The organism is Nocardia sp. NPDC005998 (assembly GCF_040614395.1).
In the GTDB taxonomy this organism is placed as follows: domain Bacteria; phylum Actinomycetota; class Actinomycetes; order Mycobacteriales; family Mycobacteriaceae; genus Nocardia.
Window position 1 is genome coordinate 249,180 of the sequence record NZ_JBEXUI010000001.1, and the last position, 21,009, is coordinate 270,188.

The 21,009-nt window shown below is 65.2% G+C and carries 22 protein-coding genes; 16 read left to right on the forward strand and 6 right to left on the reverse strand.

Features of this window, described 5'->3' with window-relative positions; genetic code table 11:
- Positions 1 to 874: 874 nt before the first annotated feature.
- From ABZ293_RS01090 to ABZ293_RS01140, 11 genes are all read left to right on the forward strand, one after another.
- Positions 875 to 1,264 carry a TcmI family type II polyketide cyclase gene (locus tag ABZ293_RS01090; RefSeq protein WP_355176685.1) on the forward strand — a complete coding sequence of 130 codons (390 nt, stop codon included), beginning with the start codon at positions 875 to 877 and terminating at the stop codon, positions 1,262 to 1,264.
- The gene (locus ABZ293_RS01095; RefSeq protein ID WP_354951411.1) at positions 1,265 to 1,522 is read left to right on the forward strand and encodes an acyl carrier protein; all 258 of its coding nucleotides are present in this window, start codon (positions 1,265 to 1,267) and stop codon (positions 1,520 to 1,522) included. It abuts the gene before it with no gap.
- Positions 1,522 to 2,445, forward strand: a complete 924-nt coding sequence (locus ABZ293_RS01100) for a cupin domain-containing protein (protein ID WP_355176686.1) — start codon at positions 1,522 to 1,524, stop codon at positions 2,443 to 2,445. Before ABZ293_RS01095 ends, ABZ293_RS01100 begins: the two co-directional genes overlap by 1 nt.
- On the forward strand, positions 2,442 to 3,704 hold the full coding sequence (locus tag ABZ293_RS01105; RefSeq protein WP_354951415.1) for a beta-ketoacyl-[acyl-carrier-protein] synthase family protein: 1,263 nt from the start codon (positions 2,442 to 2,444) through the stop codon (positions 3,702 to 3,704). The genes ABZ293_RS01100 and ABZ293_RS01105 overlap by 4 nt, the downstream gene beginning before the upstream one ends.
- A complete protein-coding gene (locus ABZ293_RS01110) occupies positions 3,701 to 4,951 on the forward strand; it encodes a beta-ketoacyl synthase N-terminal-like domain-containing protein (RefSeq protein ID WP_355176687.1) in 1,251 nt (416 codons plus the stop codon). The genes ABZ293_RS01105 and ABZ293_RS01110 overlap by 4 nt, the downstream gene beginning before the upstream one ends.
- Positions 4,948 to 5,781, forward strand: a complete 834-nt coding sequence (locus ABZ293_RS01115; RefSeq protein WP_355176688.1) for an SDR family NAD(P)-dependent oxidoreductase — start codon at positions 4,948 to 4,950, stop codon at positions 5,779 to 5,781. The genes ABZ293_RS01110 and ABZ293_RS01115 overlap by 4 nt, the downstream gene beginning before the upstream one ends.
- A gap of 2 nt (positions 5,782 to 5,783) precedes the next feature.
- Complete coding sequence (locus tag ABZ293_RS01120; protein ID WP_355176689.1) at positions 5,784 to 6,110, forward strand: hypothetical protein; 327 nt, start codon at positions 5,784 to 5,786, stop codon at positions 6,108 to 6,110.
- Positions 6,107 to 6,463 carry an antibiotic biosynthesis monooxygenase gene (locus tag ABZ293_RS01125; protein WP_354951423.1) on the forward strand — a complete coding sequence of 119 codons (357 nt, stop codon included), beginning with the start codon at positions 6,107 to 6,109 and terminating at the stop codon, positions 6,461 to 6,463. The genes ABZ293_RS01120 and ABZ293_RS01125 overlap by 4 nt, the downstream gene beginning before the upstream one ends.
- Positions 6,460 to 6,675: a hypothetical protein gene (locus tag ABZ293_RS01130; RefSeq protein WP_355176690.1), complete on the forward strand. Its 216-nt coding sequence runs from the start codon at positions 6,460 to 6,462 to the stop codon at positions 6,673 to 6,675. Before ABZ293_RS01125 ends, ABZ293_RS01130 begins: the two co-directional genes overlap by 4 nt.
- Before the next feature lie 93 nt (positions 6,676 to 6,768).
- Positions 6,769 to 7,722, forward strand: coding sequence for an SAM-dependent methyltransferase (locus tag ABZ293_RS01135; RefSeq protein ID WP_355176691.1), 954 nt, complete (start codon positions 6,769 to 6,771; stop codon positions 7,720 to 7,722).
- A 47-nt stretch (positions 7,723 to 7,769) separates the two neighbouring features.
- Entirely contained in the window at positions 7,770 to 9,566 is a 1,797-nt protein-coding gene (locus ABZ293_RS01140) for an MFS transporter (protein ID WP_355176692.1), read from the forward strand.
- A 21-nt stretch (positions 9,567 to 9,587) separates the two neighbouring features.
- Here the strand turns inward: ABZ293_RS01140 and ABZ293_RS01145 are convergent, their stop codons facing one another.
- Positions 9,588 to 10,097 carry a MarR family winged helix-turn-helix transcriptional regulator gene (locus ABZ293_RS01145; protein ID WP_355176693.1) on the reverse strand — a complete coding sequence of 170 codons (510 nt, stop codon included), beginning with the start codon at positions 10,095 to 10,097 and terminating at the stop codon, positions 9,588 to 9,590.
- 69 nt (positions 10,098 to 10,166) lie between these two features.
- Between ABZ293_RS01145 and ABZ293_RS01150 the strand changes: the two genes are divergently transcribed.
- From ABZ293_RS01150 to ABZ293_RS01160, 3 genes are all read left to right on the forward strand, one after another.
- Positions 10,167 to 10,991, forward strand: coding sequence for an SGNH/GDSL hydrolase family protein (locus tag ABZ293_RS01150; RefSeq protein WP_355177114.1), 825 nt, complete (start codon positions 10,167 to 10,169; stop codon positions 10,989 to 10,991).
- A gap of 41 nt (positions 10,992 to 11,032) precedes the next feature.
- Positions 11,033 to 11,725 carry a hypothetical protein gene (locus ABZ293_RS01155; RefSeq protein WP_355176694.1) on the forward strand — a complete coding sequence of 231 codons (693 nt, stop codon included), beginning with the start codon at positions 11,033 to 11,035 and terminating at the stop codon, positions 11,723 to 11,725.
- A gap of 243 nt (positions 11,726 to 11,968) precedes the next feature.
- Entirely contained in the window at positions 11,969 to 12,784 is an 816-nt protein-coding gene (locus tag ABZ293_RS01160; RefSeq protein WP_355176695.1) for an SAM-dependent methyltransferase, read from the forward strand.
- A gap of 45 nt (positions 12,785 to 12,829) precedes the next feature.
- Here the strand turns inward: ABZ293_RS01160 and ABZ293_RS01165 are convergent, their stop codons facing one another.
- Entirely contained in the window at positions 12,830 to 13,810 is a 981-nt protein-coding gene (locus ABZ293_RS01165) for a hypothetical protein (RefSeq protein ID WP_355176696.1), read from the reverse strand.
- Positions 13,811 to 14,550: 740 nt separating this feature from the next.
- Between ABZ293_RS01165 and ABZ293_RS01170 the strand changes: the two genes are divergently transcribed.
- Positions 14,551 to 15,567, forward strand: coding sequence for an alpha/beta hydrolase (locus ABZ293_RS01170; RefSeq protein WP_355176697.1), 1,017 nt, complete (start codon positions 14,551 to 14,553; stop codon positions 15,565 to 15,567).
- A 21-nt stretch (positions 15,568 to 15,588) separates the two neighbouring features.
- Here ABZ293_RS01170 and ABZ293_RS01175 read toward each other — a convergent pair whose 3' ends face one another.
- Together ABZ293_RS01175 and ABZ293_RS01180 are read right to left on the reverse strand one after the other, a co-directional pair.
- On the reverse strand, positions 15,589 to 16,299 hold the full coding sequence (locus ABZ293_RS01175) for a hypothetical protein (protein ID WP_355176698.1): 711 nt from the start codon (positions 16,297 to 16,299) through the stop codon (positions 15,589 to 15,591).
- A 362-nt stretch (positions 16,300 to 16,661) separates the two neighbouring features.
- The gene (locus ABZ293_RS01180) at positions 16,662 to 17,312 is read right to left on the reverse strand and encodes a TetR/AcrR family transcriptional regulator C-terminal domain-containing protein (RefSeq protein WP_355176699.1); all 651 of its coding nucleotides are present in this window, start codon (positions 17,310 to 17,312) and stop codon (positions 16,662 to 16,664) included.
- A gap of 124 nt (positions 17,313 to 17,436) precedes the next feature.
- Here ABZ293_RS01180 and ABZ293_RS01185 point away from each other — a divergent pair, with 124 nt between their 5' ends.
- Positions 17,437 to 18,921, forward strand: coding sequence for a long-chain fatty acid--CoA ligase (locus ABZ293_RS01185; RefSeq protein ID WP_355176700.1), 1,485 nt, complete (start codon positions 17,437 to 17,439; stop codon positions 18,919 to 18,921).
- 72 nt (positions 18,922 to 18,993) lie between these two features.
- Here ABZ293_RS01185 and ABZ293_RS01190 read toward each other — a convergent pair whose 3' ends face one another.
- On the reverse strand, positions 18,994 to 19,185 hold the full coding sequence (locus ABZ293_RS01190; RefSeq protein WP_355176701.1) for an acyl-CoA carboxylase subunit epsilon: 192 nt from the start codon (positions 19,183 to 19,185) through the stop codon (positions 18,994 to 18,996).
- 11 nt (positions 19,186 to 19,196) lie between these two features.
- A complete protein-coding gene (locus ABZ293_RS01195) occupies positions 19,197 to 20,819 on the reverse strand; it encodes an acyl-CoA carboxylase subunit beta (protein ID WP_355176702.1) in 1,623 nt (540 codons plus the stop codon).
- Positions 20,820 to 21,009: the final 190 nt, after the last annotated feature.

The following is a 21,009-nucleotide window of genomic DNA, read 5'->3' on the forward strand; positions in this document are numbered from 1 at the left end:
GTCGCACGTTGCGGCGCAGTCAGCTTAAGCGGCCGGGGCCGTCAGGGTAGGGAGAAATGCCGAATCCTGCGGGCATCTGGCAAATCTGTGGCTATGTCGAGTTTGCCGCGCTATCCAAATGCGCCGGATCGGTATCCCGCCGTGCTGGCCGGCCCGCCGTGCGCTGACGTCAGCCGGTCGAGTGCGCGGTAGCGTCCGGAGCTTCCAGTCCTGTCGGCGCAGGAAGACAGCGCGATGGACAGCGAGCGCGCATAGGCCCCTAGGGGTGTCGATGATGATGTCTTCGAGCGCGACGGCTCTGCCCTGCCGGGCTGGGGCGCGATCAACCCCATCATTGTCAACCATTACGCACAACTTCGAGATCAGTTGTGGGTCAAGATATCCCGCACGCTGAGTACGTCCAGTGGCAACCGCAGTGCGGATTCGGGCGTTGTGCTCGGCGCTGGACTCCTGGGCAGCCCGGATCGGGCGCACGGCCGCTTCGCTTCTATCGAATATTGCAATTAACAATATTGTTTCTGCATCCATTCTCGCAGCGGCGAATCGCGTGCAACTGCATCGTCGTTAACGCTATTTCGACGGTGTTCCACGATCGTTGCTACGAAAGTCGTGGAATCTTATCCCATCGTGCAACGCTACCTTGGTGTTGTTTATCACAACCCAAAGGTGCTGGTTAAAGCACATCAAGGGTTGTGGATTACTGCCCGGCTCCACCAATAAAGTTCATGGCACGCATCGATACATTCCGATGTCGAGTCCATTTACCCGAGAATCCATATAGGAGAATCTCTATGGCTATTCAACGTTGCAGCAACTGCGCTGCAATGGCGCGTGCGTCCGAGCGAGTCGTTTTCGGCAGGTGTGGGGTCTCGAGATGAATCGTTCGTTGATCATCGCTCGAATACTTCCGCACGCTGGTTCCCGCGTTGCCGAGATCTTCGCCGAATCCGACGCGACGGATCTGCCGGCGATCGCCGGCGTCGCCCGGCGAGAGCTCTACGTCCTGGGTGATCTCTATGTGCACTTGCTGGAGACTGCGGAACCCGGCGCGGCCGCAATCGGTACGGCTCAGCAGCATCCGGAGTTCGCGCGCGTGAGCTCCCGGCTGGGTGAATTCATTTCGCCCTACCTTGCGACATGGCAGTCCCCGGCGGATGCGCGCGCCCACATGTTCTACAGCTGGACACCGCAAACCGGTCCCACGCTGGATATTCCGAACCGACCGGAGTCGGCTGCCGACACAAAATGGAATGAGGAGAAGTAAGTGTCCGCAACATTCACCATTGAAACCCTCCGCGCGATCCTGGACAAGCACGTCGGGGTCGATATCAGCCCACACGAGTTGCAGTCGGCAGACAGTTCGACAATGGCGGAACTCGGCGTGGATTCGCTTGCCGTCTTCGAGATCCAGAGTGTTGTGGAACGCGACTTCGACATCAGGTTGCCCGCTGAGCTGATCGACATGACCGGTGGCGAATTGGTCCGGTACGTCGAGCGTGCAGTGAATCTGGAGGTCGCGTGATGTCCGGCCACACAGAAAACACGATCCACATCGACGCCCCCCTCGACGTGGTGTGGAACTCGACCAACGACGTGCGAAGCTGGCCGGAGCTGTTCTCCGAATACGCCGCCGTCGACGTTCTCGCACAGCACGGCGACACCGTCCGATTCCGGCTCACGATGCACCCGGACGAGGCGGGTCGAGTATGGAGCTGGGTCAGCGAACGAACCGTTGACCCGATCAACCGAACCGTTAACGCACATCGCGTGGAGACCGGACCGTTCGAGTACATGCGCATCCGCTGGCACTATGCCGAGTCCGGAGCGGGCACCCAAATGACCTGGGTACAGGACTTTCACATGCGACCGGGTGCGCCGCTCGACGACGCTGGCATGACCGACCGAATCAATACCAACAGCGTGATCCAGATGCAGCTCATCAAGGAAAAGGTCGAACGGCGCCACGCCGTGGAATCCGGCGCCCAAGCTGCACCGCCGCAGCACCCATCGGGCGAATCCGTCAGCGCGCCGAGCGTTCGGCCCGGCCGCGTCGATGCTTCCGACCTTCCCGCCGACCGCCGCCGGGGAGGTGAGATCAGGACTGTGCTGAGCCCGAAAACCGTCGGCAGCACGTCCGGGTTCACCGGCGTTGCCACATTGGCGGCGGGCGAGCGCATCGCCGAGCACTACCACCCGTATTCGGAGGAGTTTCTGTACTGCGTACACGGGGACCTCGCCGTCGACCTCGACGGTGAGGAGTGGTCGGTGACAGCGGGGCAGGGACTGTTCATCCCGATCGGTGTCCGGCACCGGTTGCGCAATGTCGGGACCGAGACCGCGAGCGTCGTCTTCCATCTCGGACCACTCGCCCCACGACCCGAACTCGGCCACGTGGACACCGAATCGTCGGAGCGTGCCCCGGTGACAGCGGAGAGAGCTCGATGACCCGGGTCGCCGTCACGGGGATCGGGGTCGTCGCTCCAGGTGGAATCGGACGCAGGTCGTTCTGGGACTGTTTGTCGTCCGGGCGAACAGCGACCCGTCGGATCAGTTCCTTTGATCCGACGGGGTTTCGCTCCCAGGTGGCGGCGGAATGCGATTTCGATCCGCAGGCATACGGGTTGTCGCCCAGGCAGGCGCGCCGCTGTGATCGGATGACTCAGTTCGCGCTCGTTGCCGCCCGCGAGGCGATGGCGGACAGCGGTCTGGAGTTGTCCGACGCCGCGCGTGAGGTGTTCGGGGTGTCGCTGGGCTCGGCGGTCGGAGCGACCATCACCCTGGAGAACGAGTACGTGATCGCCAGTGACGGTGGCCGGGAATGGCTGGTCGACGAGGGGTCCGTGCTGCCCCACATGTATCAGGCCCTCATCCCCAGCAGCATGGCCGCCGAGGTTTCGGCGTTGTACGAGTTGCACGGTCCGGCAGCGGTCATCTCGACGGGCTGCACATCCGGGATCGACTCGATCGGTTACGGACTTCACATGATCGAAGACGGTGACGCCGACTTCGTTCTTGCCGGCGCATCGGATGCGCCTATCTCACCGATCTCCGTCGCCGCGTTCGACGCGATCCGGGCGACCACCGATGACAACGATGATCCCGCGCACGCGTCCCGCCCCTTCGATATGACGCGGGCCGGATTCGTGCTCGGGGAAGGTGCGGCGGTGCTGATGTTGGAGAAGCTCGAACACGCCCTGGATCGGGGTGCCCACATCTACTGCGAGATCGGCGGGTATGCCTCGCGCTGCAACGGCTTCCATATGACCGGACTCCGCCCGGACGGGCTCGAGATGAGCATTGCCATCAGGGCCGCGATGGACCAAGCCCGGCTCGATCCCGACGCGATCGGATACATCAGCGCACACGGTTCGGGCACGAAGCAAAATGACCGCCATGAAACGGCCGCCTTCAAAAAGGCGCTCGGTGCGGCCGCGTACGAGGTGCCGATCAGCTCGATCAAGTCGATGGTCGGGCATTCGCTCGGGGCGATCGGCTCGATCGAAATGGCGGCCTGCGCATTGGCGATCGACACCGGCGTAATACCGCCGACTGCCAACTGGAGTAACCGAGACCCCGAGTGCGACCTGGACTACGTCCCGAACATCGCGCGCAATGCTGCCGTTGACACGGCGTTGTCGGTCGGCAGTGGGTTCGGCGGTTTCCAGTCCGCGATGGTCTTCACCCGTCCGGAGGAGTTGCGATGACCCGCCGAGCGGTGATCACCGGGATCGGCGTTGTCGCCCCGAGCGGCACGTCGGCGAGCGAGCACTGGAAAACCGTTATGGCGGGTGAGAACCGGATCGCACCGATCACCCACTTCGACGCCTCCGGGTATTCGACCACGCTGGCCGGAGAGGTCCGCGACTTCGTGCCGGAGCTACACATGGACCGCCGTCTGATCGTGCAGACCGACCGGTGGACGTGGATGTCGATGGCGGCGACAACGCAGGCCTTGGCGGATGCGGAGCTCGATCCGTCCAGCCTGGATCCGTACCAGATGTCGGTCGCGTTGGCGAGCTCGTCCGGCGGAAATCACTTCGGCCAGCAGGAGCTGCAGCGGCTGTGGTCAGGAGAGAAACGCACCGTCGGCACCTATCAATCGATCGCCTGGTTTTATGCGGCAAGCGTTGGGCAAACCTCGATTCTGCATCAGATGAAGGGTCCGTCGAGCGTCCTCGTCTCGGAAGCGGCGGGCGGCCTGGACAGCCTCGGATACGCAGCTCGTGCCATCCGTCGCGGAACCGACGTCGTCCTGGCCGGCGGCACCGAGGCGCCGCTGGGTCCGTACGCGCTTACCTGCTTGCAGCGCAGCGGATGGCTGAGCCGGCAAAAGGACCCCGCACGCGGATATCTCCCCTTCGATGTCGCTGCCGCCGGATATGTCCCCGGTGAGGGCGGTGCCATCTTCGTTGTGGAGGAAGAGCAGCACGCGCTGCGGCGCGGCGCACCGTATGTGTACGCGGAGGTCGCAGGGTATGCCGCCAACCACGACGGACGTACCTCCCACCCCTGCGGCGACATGACCGGCGAGCAGCCATCGAATTACCTTGCCGCCGCATTGCGCGGAGCACTGCGGCGTGCGCAGACCTCGCCGGAGCGAACAGATGTCCTGTTCGCCGACTCGGCCGGTGTGCCAGCTGCCGATCGGGCCGAAGCCAACGCGATCCGCGCCGTCTTCCCCGACGGGGTGCCGGTCACCGGTCAGAAAGGACTGCTGGGCAGAGCCGCCCATGGCAGTTCCGCGCTCGACGTTGCGACCGCCGTGCTGGCAATGCGGGAGCAAACCTTGCCGGCGTTCGGGGCGTTGGTCAACCCGGCCCCGGGATGCGAACTCGATTTCATCGCTGCTCCGCAACGAGCGGCCGTCCATGTCGCCGCCGTCGCCGCACGCGGATACGACGGCTTCAACAGCGCGTTGATTCTGCGCCGACCCGAAGGAGTCCGACAGTGAACGACAACGAGAACACCCGCGCCAGTCGGCTCGGATGCGCTGCTGTGCGACAGCACGAGCATCCGACAACCGACAACCCCTCGGCCGTGCAGCAGACGCAGCTGAACCTGCGACTGACCGGCAAGACCGCGATCGTCACCGGCGGCACCCGCGGCATCGGCCTCGGCATCGTCCGCGCGTTGGCCGCACAAGGCGCACAAGTGACAGCGATCGGCAGCAAACCCAGTGACGCAGCCGCCGATCTTGCACGCGAACTGGACGAGGCCACCGCACCCGGCCGCGTGTGCTTCGCGAACGTCGCCGACCCTGCGGAAGTCGCCGCCATCGTCGAGACTGCCCCGGCCACCGTCGACATCGTCGTCAACAACGCAGGGGTGGTGTCGAATACGCCACTGCTGAAGATGGATCCGGCCGAATGGCACCGCGTCGTCGACACCAATTTGACCGGGATGTACCTGATGGTGCGCGCGCTTCTGCCCCGCCTCGGCGAGTCCGCGTCGATCATCAACATCTCCTCCGCCGTCGCGAATGTCGGAATGCCCAACCGGACGCACTACACCGCGTCCAAAGCCGGCGTGCACGGCCTGACGCGCTCGCTGTGCAAGGAATTGGGTCCACAGGGCATCCGCGTCAATACCGTCGCCCCGGGAATCATCGAAACCGACCAGATCATCGGTCTGGCCGAACCGCAGAAACAGCGCTACGCAGCCCTGGCGGCCCTCGGCCGTCTCGGTCGCCCCGGCGACGTCGCCGGCGCCGTGCTGTTCCTCGCCAGCGAACTCGCACAGTTCGTCAACGGCATCTGCCTCAATGTCGACGGAGGAATCTGACGATGACCGTCTTGCGCGCCACCATTACCATGACCGTCGCCAGACCCGACGCTACCCGCCTGCTCGAGGGCCTACGGCCGGTGTTCGCCTTGGCTGTACAGTCCCCGGGTTTCGTCCGGCAGTGCATCACCCGAGCCGTATCCGCGGACCCGGACATGTGCGTTTTCGTCGTCATCAGCGACTGGGCCGATGAGGGCTGCTTCCATGCCTTCGAACGCAGCCGCAAACAGGACGTCGCTACCGCTGCGTTGCGTGCCGTGCGCACCAGCAGCGACATGCAACTGAGCACGGTGAACGAACCGGCCCGTACCGGCCAGGTGATCGCATGACCGCGCGAGTGATGGTCCGAGCCCGCATACGGGCGGGCGAGGAAGCCGCATTCGAAGCCGCATATGCGCAGGTCACTGCGCAGGTGGCGGGTACGCCAGGCCATATTCGTGACGAGTTGCTGCGGCCGTGCGCCGACGACGACCACTACATCCTGCTGTCCGAATGGACCGACGAAGAGGCGTTCCTCGCCTGGGAAGACGCCCCGATCCACCGGCAGACCACCACCCCCATGCGTCCGTACTGGGCGGGGCGAGTCCGCCGCGACATCCACATCGTCGCGCACTCCAGCACCGCGAACACCCCCTCGCCCACGAAAACCGCCACGCCGGCGCCGGAGGGAGAACTCCCGTGACCGCGAACGCCCCACCCGACACGCTCATCGAAACCGCCGACCCGGACTCCTCCGACCCCCGCCCATCGACCTTCTCTGTGCTGCGCATCCTCGTCCGCGCACTGCAGTGGTTTCTCGACGGCTTATGCATTTACGGGCTCGCGCTGCACGGCTACAGCCGCGAGCAGGTCTCGGCCGCCGACCACAGCACCGGGGTCGCGTCATCGTTTTGATCACCGGTCCCGGTGGCACGCCATGACGAATTCCTCGCCGACGACAACATCCCCGCCCATCACACCAGTAACCCGACCCTGATTGGAGAAAAAGTGAGCACAACGCGCAACGACAACGATTCCTGGGACATCAAGACCAGCGTCGGCGCCACGGCGCTGTTCGTCGCGGCAGCCCGCGGCTTGGCAGCTCGGCAGCCGCAGGCCCTGGCCGTCGACGAGTTCGCCGAAGTGTTCTGTCGCGCCGCAGGCGACGAATGGGCCGAGCTGTTCACCGCCGACCCGGAACTGACGAAGCAACATCCACTGCGCTCGGCCGACTTCGGATCGCTGTTTCAAGCTTTCCAGGCCGGACGCACCCGGTACTTCGACGATTATCTGCGCTCCGCCACCGAAGCGGGTGTGCGTCAAGTCGTCGTCCTCGCCGCCGGACTCGACTCCCGCGCGTACCGGCTGCCCTGGCCGGACGGCACGGTCATCTATGAACTCGACCGCCAGCCAGTACTCGAATTCAAACGCGCCGTGCTCGACGACGCCGACGCGACGACAACCGCCGAACGTCACGAAGTCGCCGTCGATCTGCGCGACGACTGGGCAACTGCCCTGCGCGACAACGGCTTCGACCCATCGCTACCGACCGCATGGCTGGTCGAAGGTCTCGTCATCTACCTCACCCCCGCCGCCCAAGATCAACTGTTCGACACCCTGAACGCACTGTCCGCCCCCGGCAGCTGGCTGGGCATCGAGGAAATGGGCACGATCGATTCTGGCGTCTTTTCCGCCATGACCACGCCATCCGCCGATCCGGACAGCTACGACCGCGGCGAGGGCGCACGCTGGGCCGGGCTCATCTACAACGATCGCAAAACCCAAGCGGTGCAATCGTTCACACCGCAGGGCTGGACCGGCGCCGCTATCGGCCTGGTCGACTACCTGCAATCCCACGGCCGCACCGTCCCCGGCGGCGGCGACGCGGTGGGGCACTTCAACCCGTCCCTGATGAGCCTCGCGACCATGCGGAAGCCGACGTCGGCCAACGCTCGGCCCTGACCGAAACCATCTGGGCTACCGCACTTTCAATGATGGGAGGGCCATAGATGGTGTGGCAGTGGAGTTGTCCGCCGATATCCCAGGGGCGTTCGACGTCGCAGGAGCGCCGACGCTGGATCGCGCTCGTCGTCGTCCTCGTCGCGGGGTTCATGGACCTGCTCGACACCACCATCGTCAACGTCGCGGTACCGAGTATCCAACGTGACCTTCGGGCGCAATATGCACAGCTCGAATGGATCGTCGCGGGATACGTGCTGGCGTTCGCCGTAGTCCTCATCACCAGTGGCCGGCTCGGCGATATCTACGGCCGCCGCCGGTTGTTCCTGACCGGAGTCGCCGGGTTCACCATCGCCTCAGCGCTGTGCGGCATCGCCTGCAGCCCGGGCATGCTCATCGTCTCGCGGTTTCTTCAGGGCGGCACCGCCGGACTGATGGTGCCGCAGATCCTCGCATTCATCCACGTCACCTTCCCACCCAACGAGCGGGGCAGGGTTCTCGGCATCTTCGGCGCCATCGTGGGATCGGCGGCGGTCGTCGGGCCGACCTTCGGTGGTGTCCTCGTCGACTGGAATGCGTTCGGCCTCGACTGGCGGCCGATCTTTCTGGTCAATGTCCCGGTCGGTATCGGCGCTTTCGCCGCGGCCCTGTTCGCAATGCGCGAATCGAAGTCCGCGACCGCTGCGAAGCTCGACCTCGTCGGCGCCGGGCTCGTCACGGCCGCGATCGCGATGCTGGTCTACCCGCTCCTGGAAGGCCGCCGATTCGGGTGGCCGGCATGGACTTTCGCGATGATGGCCGGTGCGGGTGCAGTGCTTGCTGTCCTTGTGGTCTACGAACATCGACGCGCCCGGACGATCGGTTCTCCGCTGATAGTTCTCGGATTGTTTCGGGTGCGATCATTCACGATCGGTTGCGTCCTCTGGCTGATCTTTTGGATCGCGCTCGGCGGATTCTTCCTCGTCTGGACGCTCTACATGCAGCTCGGCCTCGGCTGGTCGCCACTGCGGGCCGGTCTGACCGCTGGCGCCTTCGCCGTCGGCGCTGCCGCGGCGGCGGCCATAGCTGTGGAGGTGCTGATACCCCGGTACGGGCGGCAAGTGCTGATGGCCGGAGCACTGCTGAACGCGGCGGGCTTCGCCAGCTGTGTATGGGCCGCCGGGCGGTACGGCCCGGCGATCACGTCGTGGCAGTTGATTGCACCGCTTGCCATTTCGGGGCTCGGCTTCGGCCTGATCGTCTCGCCGACCATCGACTTCGTACTGGCTGCGGTCCCCAAAGACGATGCGGGGTCGGCGTCCGGCCTGCTGAACACCGCTCAGCAACTCGGCGTCGCGCTCGGCGTCGCGCTCGCCGGGGTGATCTTCTTCACCCAGCTCGACAGCGGTTCCGATCGCGGCGTCGATACGGTCATACCCCGGGTCCGCACCGAACTCGCCGTGGCGGGCCTGGATGAGCAGGCGCAGGCGCGGATCATCTCTGGCTTGCGAGTTTGTGTGCAGGACAGATCGGCCAGCACCAACCCCACCGAGACGCCCATGAGCTGCCGGGGCGTCCAGGGCCAGGCCACACAGCCCGGCGGGCGTGATCGGGTCACCGAAATCCTCAGCGAAGCAGGCGAAACGGCCAACGCGGAGAATTTCTCCCGCACGTTCGGGCGCACGCTGTGGTGGGCCGTGGGAATTCTCGCTGCCGTCTTTGCAGGATTGTTCGCGGTCCCTCGACGCGTAGGACAGCACAGTCCGCATCCGCCCGGGTTCGATGCGCACTGTGGCGCCCGTCCAGTCGACCAGAGCAGCTGCGGGGCGGCACGCGTCGATGCCTGGTCGGGGCGGATGTCCTCCTAGCTTCGTCGGACGACGGTTCGGCTACGCATCGCTCGGGGGGAGCAGGGTTCGGCGATAGCCGGGGTGCACGCCCGGTTTCAGGTGCTGCTGGTCGGCGATGCGATTGAGCAGGGTTGCCAATTGTTCGTATTCGGCGTCGTTGAGGCTTGCACAGATATCGGCTTCGTGCGCCTGGCCGAGCTGCCATACCTGGCCCATCAGCTGCTGTGCCTTCGGGGTGAGGTGCAGTTCGTGATTGCGGCGGTCGGTGGCGCCGCGGCGGCGTTCTACCAGGCCCTTGCGGTCGAGGTGGTCGATCAGGGTGACGATGCGACTCGGGACGACGCCGAGTTCGGCGGACAGTGACCGCTGACTGCGTCCGGGCTGGGTGGCGATCATGCGCAGCAGTCCGATATCGGGCGGGGACAGGTCCAGATCGCTGATGAGTTCGGCGAATCGCTGTGCCGCGTGCGCGCCCAACTGTGTGAGCAGGTAGGTCACTGCCCGTGTCCGTGGCGGGTGTTGCGCATCCCCTTGCTCGGCTTCGCTCACCACGCTATCGTACACAGCGCAGCATCGTTCACTACAGTGAATGATTCACCTAAGAGAATTGAGTTGATCGTGCATGCCGAGCTGATCGAGAAGCTGATCCGGTTCCAGCGGCCCGAGCGGGCGCTGCCGTATGTGAACGGGCTCGACGACATCCGCACCGCGGGCCTGTTCGGCCTGGATCCGGCCGAGTACAAGCGACTGTGCGCCGGATTCGACGAACAGACCCGAGCCGCGGCCACCGAACTCCTGGCCGATGCCGAAGTGGCCGATGCGGTGGACCGGCTCCCATTCGAGCCGGGGCAGCACGTCGTCGCCATCGGGGAGAGCACGACGGCGGATCGGCTGTCCTGGTACGAGATACTGCGAGCGCTACTCGCCATCCGCCGTCCGGAGGACGGCATCCGACTCAGCAATCTGGCCGTATCCGGTTGCACCACCACACAGGCGCTCACCGGACTGGCCACACTGGTCGGTCAGCGGCCCGACTGGGTGCTGTGCCAACTCGGCGCGAATGATGCCCAGCGTCTCGGCGGGCTCGACGGACCCCGGCTGGTGAGCATGTCGGAAACGACCCGCAATCTGCTACTGCTGCACGAATCGACGGTGCGTGCCACCGGTGCGCGCTGGTTGTGGCTCACACCGGCCGCGGTGGACGAGGGTAGGTCGGCCGCGTTCCCGCACTTTCAGCGGGCCGGAATCGGTTGGCGCACTTCCGATATGGCCGAGACCGCGCAGACGCTCATCGATCAGCCGGAACCGACCGTGGATGTGTTCGCGATAACCGCTCCCGCCTCGGGCTTCGACGGGCACCTCGATGACGGTGTCCACCTGACCATCTCCGGCCAACAGGAGATCGGTGCGGCGGTCGTCGTCACGCTGGCCCAGCTGTCCTGAACCGATATCCCGGCTTCGCATCACACTAGAAAAGGTCAAGCATGCGCGTCACCACGTTCATCCTCACCTGCACACTCGCCGCCGTCACTGCCGTGGGCACCGCCACCGCCCAAACTCCGGAAGAGATCGATGGCGTTGCCTTCACCGCACGCGCGGTCGACGGCGCGAGTGTGATCGACATCGACTCGGGAACACTGTCATCGGATAACGACGTCTTCGAGATCAGGGCCGCCGACGGTACGGTGGTCGCCGCGATGCCCTTGCGGCTGCGGCTCGACGATTTCGAATTCCCCATCGCGGCAGCGATTTCCGAGCACAGCGCGACCCTGGTACCGCAATTCGATATGGCGCGCGCGGTCTATCGGCCGGTGGCGCTGCCCTTCGAGGATCAGGCGCCGTTTCGATCGGAATACGAGCGCGAGGTCGCGGCCTGGAATCGGATGAGCAGCACCATCGCCATGGGGGCCCTTGTCGGCACGGTGGTCGGTGGCCTCGGCGGCGCGGCCGTGGGCTGTGTGCTCGGCGGGGCGGTCGGTGCGGCGGCCGCCAGCGCCACCATTATCGGGCTCTTCGGTCCGATCCTGCCCGCCGCCGCGGTCGGCTGTGTCGGTGGCGTCATCGCGGTCGGGGCGCTCGGCACCATCGCGGGTCAGCTTTTGGTCACCGCCCCGGTGATCGTCGCGGCCGCGATCCAGTACTTCACCACGATCAGTTCCCCACTCCCGGGGCGATGATCGGGTATCGGGGGTTCAGAACTCGACGCTCCCGCGGCCGCACCGTTACCTCGTGGAGGCAACCCGGGGCAAATTGCCAGCACCGACCAGCGCACGGAAAGGGTGGTGGCGAGGTGGCCGAATGCCGTTGTAGCGCTATCATTTACGAATTCGCGTTGCCCGCACCGGTCGAACGAGGCCGGGGCGGGGGACATCCCATATCGCCAGCGTATTTCCGCCGGACGGCAGGAAAGGCTTGTTACGATGATCGACGGTATCGAGGGAGGTGCGGTGTCGGACGTCAAGCGGGTACCGGCGGGCGTCGATCCATCGAAGCCGAACTCGGCTCGGGTGTACAACTACCTGCTGGGCGGCAAGGACAATTATGAGGTGGACCAGATGCTGGCCCACCGCATGTTGCAGATAGCACCGGATACCAAAACGCTGGCCTGGCTGGTCCGCAAGTTCATGCTCCAGGGCGCGCAGTTGGCGGCCGAGGCGGGCGTGCGTCAGTTCATCGATATCGGTGCCGGGATTCCGGCCTCACCCAGCCTGCACGAGGCGGTGCAGGCGATCGACGCGTCATCGAAGGTGGTGGCCGTCGACTACGACGCGGTCGTGTTCGCGCACAACAACGCGCTGCTGGCCCAGCTGCCCGGGGTAACTCCGATGCTGGCCGATGTGCGCCGCCCGGACGACATTATCGAGCGGGTGCAATCCGAGGCGCAGATAGATTTCTCGCAACCGGTCGCCATCGTGCTGGTCGGCGTGCTGCATTACATCATGGACGATGAAAACCCGGCCGAGGTCATCGCGCGTTTCCACGAGACACTGGCGCCGGGCAGCTATTTCATCTTCACCCACGGGTCCGATGAAAGCGATCCGGACTTCATCGCGCAGTCGACCGCGCAAGCCGCCGGTAGCACGGCTCAGGTCCATTACCGGTCGCGGGCCGAAGTGGCCAAGTACTTCGACGGTTTCGAAATGCTCGGGCCCGGCCTGGCACCGGTACAAGAGTGGCTCGACGGTGATACGCCGAAAACCGGGTTGGTGCTCATCGGCGGCGTCGGCCGCAAGTAGTAGTCCGGATTTTCCAGGGCTACAACGGTATTCGGGACGGCGTGGTCACTCTGCCCCGGCGATGGCATCGGCGCGTGCCACCATCGCGTCGGCGATCTCCCGAGGTCTGCGGCCGAGTCCGCAGGCACTGGCGACGCCGTCGACCGGTCGGCCGAGTGCACTTTCTACCATGTGCAGCGTCTGCACCTGCTGTGCTTCGGTCGGAATATCGTGCACCAGACCGGCATAGAAGGCGGTGCCATCGCCCAGCCGCAGATCCTTCAGCGGCGCATAGAATTCCGGAAGTGTCGAAGGCGGCACATCACCCGCGGCGAGCGGTCCGTGCACGAACTCCAGCGCGCGGCCCGACGGCCATTGCCGCGCAATGGAATTGGCCAGATCCACCAGCGGCCGAGTATCGTGCATGCTGGCGCGGGATCTATTGTTCATGCTGCCGAGGCACAGGTGTACCCCGAATCGGGTGCCCGCCGGTGCCGCGGCGGCGAGCGCGGCAATGCCGCGGCCGAGTCCGAGTGCCGCCTCGAACTGGCGGTGTACCGGTTGCGTTTTCGCCAGTAGCACCAGTTCGGCGGTCGCCTCCAACTGAATGACGACGTCGTCGCCAACCAGTTCGCGGATCGCCGCGATATCGCGCACGGTGGCGTCGGTGAATGCCTGCTTATGTGATCGCAGGCCGGTTGGACCGAGGGCGATGAACGTCAGTGTGAAATCGGTCGGCATGCCCATTTGCAGTGAGAGGCCGGGCAGATCGCGTGCCTCGCGCAACTTCTGGAAGACCGGCAGCGCCTCCCGCGTCTCGCGGAGGTAGCCGAGATCCATCATGTCGCCGGTGGATTCGGCGCCGTGGGCGACGCGGTGGATGGTGCGTTCCTGGCTGGTGCGCCAGCTGCCGGGCTTGCGCACCTCCAACGCGCCCTGGGACACCAGATCCGTGATGATCTGCTGGACATAGAACTCGTAGCGGCTGGTCTCGCCGGTCGGCAGCGTACGTAGCCGGGCTCCCGCTCCGTCCAACATCGCCCGCATCGCATCGTCGGTACTCTCAGCCGGGTAGCTTCCAACAAAATGCACAGCTCGCGCGCTCACCTCCGGATTGTAGATCGCAAACGTCCCGCATTCGGTCTTACGTCCGGCATGTCCGTTGCGTCGGATCTGTCGGCGACGTCGGATCCGGCCGTGCCGCAGCAAACGAATCGCCTTGCGCGGTATCGGGATTCGCCGGAAAGTGGCCCAAGGATGGCGCAGTCTTCTCGATCACCATTTTCGACACCACGGAAGATCTGCCCACGCCATGCGCGACACCGACAGCGAATACCGGTGTGCCGGCACTCCTCCGAACTGGCCCCATAGCGGAGCGGGGTCTCGCACTCTTCTGCCCACCGGGCACCTCCTGGCACGACGCGCGCCAACTCACCGCCTTGGCCGAGTTCGGGTGCACGCCGCTCGATGCCTGGGTACTGGAAGTGGTGGCGGGGGCGGTCGATTCCAATGCTCAGCAGGTCGACTTCGGCCACCTCGTACCACATGACAGCGACTGAGGGACAGCCTTGCCGATGTATCTATCGGCGCGTGGTGTAGCCGGATCCGGATCGTCAGCGCGGTTTCGATCTTGTGCCGCAAGGGAATCGGGTGCCGCCCGCCATTTTCCATGATGCGTGCAGCAATTCTTGCGCGGCGGCGAGCTCGCGCTATAGCCTGCCTCACTGGACGGCTGATCAGCATGCCAGGCCGGCGATTTCACATATCACCAAAAGGGGGCGCGTCCCGTGCGAAGCTCGGTTCGGTCCATTGCCGCATTCGCGGCCGCAGCACTGCTCTGCCTCGCGCCGGGGGTGGCCGATGCCGACGATACCGTGGCGCCGGACGGTTGCCAGGCGGTCTCGTTCCCGGTGCCACAGGGCAATCTGGCCGGCACGCTGTGCCTGCCGCAACAGCCGACCGATGTCGTCATGGTGCTGATGTCGGGCTCCAACTACAACGCCACCTATTGGGACTTCGCCTACCAGCCGGAGACCTACAGCTTCCGGCGGGCAATGAACCGTGCCGGTTTCGCGACGCTGACCATGGACCGGCTCGGCAATGGCGACAGCAGCCACCCCCCGGCCATGACGCTGACCGCCACCGCCACCGCGGACGCCCTGCACGAAATAGTCCAGTCGCTGCGGCGCGGGTTCGCTGGCGCGCAGGCCTTCGGCAAGGTCGTCACCGTCGGTCACTCGCTGACCTCGGGTACCTCCGTCATCGAGGCGACCGCGCACAACGATGTCGACGGCGTATTGCTGACCGGCTATTCGCACACTCTCAATATGACCGAGGTGCTCGACGTTATCGCCACCTACTACCAGGCCATCCACGATCCCGTATTCGCTGGTCGCGGACTGGATTCGGGCTATCTCACGACCAGGCCCGGCACCCGGGCCAAGGACTTCTTCGGCCCGGATGCCGACCCGAAGGTGGTCGAGCTGGACGAGAAGACCAAGGAGGTCTTCTCGCTCTCCGAATATCCGGACGGCCTGACCTCCACGCTGCCGGGGATGTCCAGCCTCATCAAGGCGCCCGTAATGATCGCCAATGGCAGTGTGGACCGGTTGTCCTGCGGCCCCGCGTATTCGATCTGCCGGGACGCCACCACCCTGCTGGCCGCGGAGACCCCGTTCTTCGCCCCGGCGGCGAAGCTGCGCACCTTCGTGCTGCCCGGCAGCGGACATTCGGTGAATCTCGCACCGAATACCGCTGCCTACCAGCGTGCTGTTGTCGACTGGATGAATACAACCATCAAGTGATGGTCGGCCCGAGTCGGGTTGTCAGGCAGTGATCTTCGCGCGATATGGCTGCGGCGTCGCGACCACGCGCACTGCGCTGATCGGCCGTTTGCGCAGTCCCATGGCGGCGGCGGCCAGCGCGGCGCCGAATGCGGAGAATGCACCGAGCGTCGCGCCGAGGTCGATTCCGGCACTGGCGATTCGATGTTCACCCATCCCGAGGTTCGAACTCACGTCATTGCCGAAGAGCCAGCTGAAAAGTCCGGCGTGAGTGGCGGATTCGGTGAGTCCGCGCAGTTCCGGCGCCTTGCTGTTGAGGTACAGCAGGGTGATGAGCACGAAGATCGCGGCCGCGCCGCTGGTGACCATGACCAGGCGGGACAGCGCCTGGCTGCGCACCCGGAAATACAGCACGACCGAGAAGACCGTGCCAGCGACCGCCATGGTGGTGAGGACGGCCCAGGCGCCGCTGATGCTCACCATGTCCGGCCCGTCCGATTGCCAACTGCTGCTGGTGAAGCCGTCGATGCGGCCGAAGGCATTGGCGCTGACCGTGCCGTTCGGTCCCGTTGCCGAAACCCAGGGCTGGAACAGTAGTAGGAAGGTCAGCAGACTCAGGCCCGCTGCGCACAGGTAGCCCCAGTCGGATCGTAGATCGAAACGTTGCGCGGTCAGTTCGCGAATGCGGTAGCGACTGTTCTCGGACCGGCCGAGCTGAACTTCATTGACTTGCCAAGGCGTTGCGTATGCCATTTCTAACCACACCTGCTGCGCCACTTCCTGATCGAGGGAGCGGGCACTGCGGGGCATGTCCTCCTGCGGGACCGAATAAAAGGAATTGGTCAGGACGACATCGTCCTGTTAACAGGAAGTTACGTTATGCCTCAACGTTCCGAAGGGGCAACGTGATCCCATGCACAGACAACGGCGCGAACTCGGCATCAAAAGCCCCGGTCCGAGCGCCGAACGGCCGCGTGGTTCCGGTGAATCCCGCTCTCTCGTAGGCGTTTTCGTGGCGGTTGCGCGACCTCGCAAACCGAGCCGGTGCGGCGCTGGTCAGTACGGCATCGGCGCACCCGTTGTGACCCGATCAACAGCTCCGGCAAGGGATTCCGCTACTGACTACTGAGTAGTAACTGGAATCGGCCCTCGAGTCCGTCCAATAGCGATTCGAGACCGACCTCGAATGCGACCTGATCGATGCGCTGCTGTCGGTCGGCGAGTAGGTGCGCCTCGTTCAGGTGTGGATATTCGTCGGCGTAGACCTCGGCATCGGCGGGGAAGCCGGCGGCAAATGAGCCGAGAGATGAGCCGGTGAGGAAGTAGCGCATCAGCGTGCCGACGGTTGTCGCCTCCCGGCGCGGCCAGTTCGCCGCAACCAGGCCGCCGAAGACGGCATCGGCCATGCGCAGCGCGTTGGGGCGATGGCCGGGTCCGCTCGCCAATGCCGGAACGATGTGCGGATGCGCGGCGACGGCGGTCCGATACGAATGGGCCCAGCGTCGCAATGCCGATCGCCAGTCCGGATTGTCGGCCGACAGCTCGCCGAACATCGACGTGTCCACCTCGCCGAGCACGGAATCGACCACGGCGTCGATGAGTTCGTCCTTGGCGCCGACATGGTTGTACAGCGAGGGGCCCTGTACGCCGAGTTCGGCGGCGAGGCGGCGGGTCGAGAGGGCCGCCAGACCCTCCGCGTCGACAAGTGCCAGCGCGGTCTCGACGATGCGCTCGTGGCTGAGTAGTGGTCGGCGGGGTCGGGCCATGGATCGCATTCTTGCAGGAGCCATTCGAAAAACTTGCGCTGCTAGTTTTGGTGCCTTACGGTTGGTTTTTAACTTGCGCTGCTAGTTTTTGGAGAGCGATGACGAGATTCACCGGGCGAGCGTTATGAACGCGACCCTGTCCCTGGCGAGCATCCTGGCCGAACAGGCGCGAAGGCGACCGGAGCGGATCGCACTGATCGAGGGCGCAGAGCGGATCACCTTCGTCGAGCTCTGGGAACGGGCGCGCCGTCAGGCCGCCGCCCTGATCGAGCTCGGTGTGCGCCCCGGCGACCGAGTGGCGCTCATGTGCCCCAATACGGCCGAATTTCCGGCCGCCTACTATGCGATTCTCGCCGCTGGGGCGGTGGTGGTTCCGGTGCATCTGCTGCTGACGGCGGGTGAGGTCGAACATGTGCTGCGCGACAGCGATGCTCGGCTGCTGGTGTGTCATCCGTGGTTCGCGCAGGTGGGCGCGACGGCCGCCGCGGCGGTGCAGATACCCGGTGTCGAACCGAATTCCCTTGCCGGACAACCCATTGCGACCTTCGTAACGCGGCGGCCCGAGGATCCGGCGGTGGTGTTCTATACGAGTGGGACGACCGGTCGGCCGAAGGGCGCCGAGCTCAGTCACCTGAATATGGTGATGAACGCGACGGTGAATGCCTTCGACGCCAACGATGTCCGTAGCGATGATGTCGCGCTCGGCGCGCTACCGCTGTTCCACGTCTTCGGTCAGTCGGTCTCGATGAACGCCACCTGGCGTGCCGGAGCGACCCTCGTGCTGCTGCCCCGATTCGATGCGGCCGAGGCCATTCGGCTGATGAAAGCCAGGGGCGTCAATACATTTCACGGCGTGCCGACGATGTATGTCGGTCTGATCGCCGCGGCGCGCGCGTCGGCGGAACCGCCGCGACTGCGACTGTGCATCTCGGGTGGCGCATCGCTGCCGCAGCCGGTGCTGGAGGCGTTCGAGGAGGTCTTCGGTGCGCCGGTCCTGGAAGGTTACGGGTTGTCGGAGACTTCCCCGACAGCGGCGGTGAACCAGCCCGATTTCGGGGCGCGGCCGGGTACGGTCGGACATTCGATCTGGGGTGTCGAGGTGGAGATCGCCGATCCGTCCGAATCGCAACGGATTGCACTGCTGCCCATCGGTGCACTCGGTGAGGTGGTCATTCGCGGCCACAACGTCTTCAACGGATATCTCGGGAAGCCGGAGGTCACCGCCGCCGCCGTAGTCGACGGCTGGTTTCGCACCGGTGACCTTGGGGTCAAGGATGTCGACGGGTACCTCACGATCGTCGACCGGATCAAGGACATGATCATCCGCGGCGGGTTCAATGTGTACCCGACCGAGGTCGAAGAGGCGCTACTGCGTCATCCCGATATTGCCGCGGTCGCGGTCATCGGTCTGCCGGACGACGCCTACGGCGAAGAGGTCTGCGCGGTCGTCGTACCAGCCGGGCCGGTGACCGCCGAAGCGGTGATCGCCTACGGGCGTGCACATCTGGCCAAGCACAAGTATCCGCGGCGCGTCGAATTCGTCAGCGAACTTCCGCTCGGTCCCAGCCATAAGGTCCTCAAGCGCGAGCTCGTGCGACAGTTCAGCTGAGGATCGTTGCGCGCTTTACGCCAACAGCTGTGTGGTGAGAATTTCGCCGATCGCGCCAACGATCCCGGGCGACTATGCGGCCCAGCTGTGTGGGACCACGAAGGCGGGGCGGCGTTCGGGGCGTAGCCACTGCACCGATGCCGGGCCGGGCGCGGGGGTGGGGGTGGGGCCGGCTCCGGCGATGACGGCGAGCAGGACGGTGGTGAGCGCGGCGAGTTCTTCGTCGGTCGGGTTGCCGCGCTCGATTTTCAGGAAGGTGGTCATCCGGGCTGCTCCTACTGGGGTGGATTGCCGTGCTTGCGCATCGGGAGATCGGCATGCTTGCTGCCGAGCATGGCCAGTGCGGCGATCAATGCGGGGCGGGTATCGGCGGGGTCGATGACGTCGTCGACGAGACCGCGTTCGGCCGCGTAGTACGGGTGGATCAGTTCGGTGCGGTATTCCTTGATCTTCTGGCGGCGGGCGGCGTCGGGATCGTCGGCGGCGGCGATCTCGCGCCGGAAGATGACATTCGCCGCGCCCTCGGCGCCCATGACCGCGATCTCATTGGTCGGCCAGGCCAGGGCCAGATCGGCGCCGATCGAGCGCGAGTCCATGACGATGTACGCGCCGCCGTACGCCTTGCGCAGCACGACCGAGATCCGCGCGACGGTGGCATTGCAGTAGGCGTACAACAATTTCGCGCCGTGCCGGATGATGCCCTCGTGTTCCTGTGCGACGCCGGGCAGGAAGCCGGGCACATCCACCAGCGTCACGATCGGGATATTGAACGCATCGCACAGCTGCACGAAGCGCGCCGCCTTCTCCGATGCTTCGATATCGAGCACACCGGCCAGGACGCTGGGTTGGTTGGCGACGATCCCGACCACTCGACCGCCCAAACGCGCCAGCGCGCATACGATATTGGCCGCCCAGTGCTCGTGCACCTCGAACAGCACGCCGTCATCGACGATTTCCTCGATCACCGCGCGCATATCGTAGGGCCGGTTGCTATCGGTCGGCACCAGGTCGTAGAGCGATTCGCTGCGCCGATCGGCCGGGTCCTTACTGGCTTGCACCGGTGGCTGTTCGCGATTGTTCGACGGCAGCAGCGATAGCAGGAACCGCACGTCGTTCAGGCAGTTCGCCTCGTCGTCGTACAGGAAATGCGCGACCCCGGAGGTCTGCGCGTGCACATCGGCACCGCCGAGATCCTCCATGGTGATGGTCTCGCCGGTCACCGCGGTCACCACCTCGGGTCCGGTGATGAACATCTGGGCGGTGCCGCGCACCATGAAGACGAAGTCGGTCAGCGCCGGACTGTAGGCGGCACCGCCCGCGCACGGTCCGAGCATCACGCTGATCTGCGGGATGATGCCGGACGCGCGGGTATTGCGCCGGAAGATACCGCCGTATCCGGCCAGCGCGGTCACCCCCTCCTGGATCCGCGCGCCGGCACCGTCATTGAGGCTGACCAGGGGCGCGCCTGCCGTGACGGCCAGATCCATCACCTTGTGGATCTTGTGCGCGTGCGCCTCGCCGAGTGATCCGCCGAAGATCCGGAAGTCGTGCGCGTAGACGAAGACGCGGCGCCCCTCCACGGTGCCCCACCCCGTGACGACGCCGTCCCCCGGCGGGTGCTTGCGATCCATGCCGAAGCCGGTGGCCCGGTGCGTGCGCAGGCCCTCGATTTCAACGAAGGAATCCGGATCGAGCAGGGTCTCGATCCGCTCATAGGCGGTCTGCTTGCCGCGCGCGTGCTGGCGTTCGGTCGCCGCCGGATCGGGTCCGATTACGGCGGCGCGTTTGCGTTCGGCGAGTTCTTCGACGTGACCGCGCATCGAATTGATGCTCGGCGCCCGGGCGCCGACGGGGTCGGCGTCCGGTGCGTCGGCGGCGTTCGGTGGTTCGCTGATCATCAACTGCTCTCGCCTTGTTTTGTGCGGCTTCTGCATAGTTGATCGCGATCCAGCGTCGAAACGTTTTCGTACGCCGATCGCACTGAGATCAAAACTCAGTGCGGAGCCAAGCTGACCGGCGCGAGTGCGATCAGACGGGGCATGACCGTCGCGCCCTCGTCCGTTCGCGGCTCGTGCAGAGCGGGGAAAT